The sequence below is a fragment of the Nocardia sp. NPDC060255 genome (assembly GCF_042727395.1).
Classification (GTDB): domain Bacteria; phylum Actinomycetota; class Actinomycetes; order Mycobacteriales; family Mycobacteriaceae; genus Nocardia.
Window position 1 is genome coordinate 1 of record NZ_JBHXAU010000065.1, and the last position, 1242, is coordinate 1242.

A 1242-nucleotide genomic window follows, 5' to 3' on the forward strand; every position below is an offset into this window, starting at 1 on the left:
AGTCTGTCATGCGTCGGTTCTGGGATCTTGTTGGTAGTGGTGTGTCGGTCGCGGAAGCTGGTGCTGTGTGTGGGGTGTCTGCGGTGCAGGCAGCGCGGTGGGTGGCCGAGTCGGGTGGGTTGCGCCCGGAGTTCCCGGTGCCGGGTCCGCGGCGGTGTCCGCGGCTGAGTTTTGTTGAGCGCGAAGAGATCGCGGCTGGTGTCGCGGTCGGGGAGTCGATCAATTCGATGGCCCGGCGGTTGGGTCGGGCGCCCTCGACGGTGATGCGGGAGATCGACAAGAACGGTGGAGGCAAGGGCAGTGTCGGGCGGTATCGGCGCCGCTACCGCATCGGCGCCGGGCAGCGGGGCAACGAGGCGGTGATGAGGTATCGGGCTAGCCTGGCTCAGCAACGCAGTGAGCAACGCGCACGGCGGGCCCGGGGTGGGAAGCTGGCAGCTGATCCGGTCCTGCGGGAGTTGGTGGCCCAGCGGTTGACCCTGCGGCACAGTCCCGAGCAGATCGCGGGGTGGCTGCGTGCACGGTTCCCGCACCGATTGGAGATGCAGGTGTCGCACGAAACGATCTACAAGGCCTTGTATGTGCAGGGCCGTGGTGAGTTGCGTCGTGAGCTGGCCAAGGCACTGCGCACCGGGCGCGCGGTGCGTAAACCCCGCCGAAGCAACGAAACCCGTACCGCGCGAACCAAATTCACCGGTATGGTCCCCATCAGTGACCGGCCCGCCGAGGTCGCCGACCGGGCCGTGGTCGGACACTGGGAAGGCGATCTGATCATCGGGGCCAACCAGGCATCCCAGATCGGGACCCTGGTCGAACGCAGCACCGGATTCGTGATGCTGCTGCATCTGCCTCGCGACCGCACCGCAGCGACCGTGGCCGAGGCCATGATCGCGAAAATGGGTCAGCTACCCGCCCAACTGCGTCGCTCCCTGACCTGGGACCAGGGCAGCGAGATGGCCCAGCACGCCCGCATCACCATCGCCACCGGTCTGGAAATCTACTTCTGCGACCCCCACTCACCCTGGCAGCGCGGCAGCAACGAAAACACCAACGGCCTTCTACGCCAATACTTCCCGAAAGGCCAAGACCTGTCGATCTTCCCCGCCGACTACCTCGACTACGTCGCCAACCAACTCAACACCCGCCCCCGCAAACGCCACGGCTACCGCACCCCCGCCCAAGTCCTCGACCAGCTACTGTCGAACCCCGACAACCCTGTTGCATCGACCCCTTGAACCTGCC

The 1242-nt window shown here is 66.2% G+C and carries 1 protein-coding gene; it reads left to right on the plus strand.

All coding sequences use genetic code 11. The features are described from left to right. Window positions 1–8 precede the first annotated feature (8 nt). A complete protein-coding gene (locus ACFWF1_RS44090) occupies window positions 9–1235 on the plus strand; it encodes an IS30 family transposase (RefSeq protein ID WP_379292236.1) in 1227 nt (408 codons plus the stop codon). The last annotated feature ends 7 nt before the right edge of the window (window positions 1236–1242 follow it).

Bases quoted from the DNA above. Each gene is read 5' to 3' on its own strand.
- ACFWF1_RS44090 (WP_379292236.1), top strand. From the start codon at position 9: ATGCGTCGGTTCTGGGATCTTGTTGGTAGTGGTGTGTCGGTCGCGGAA.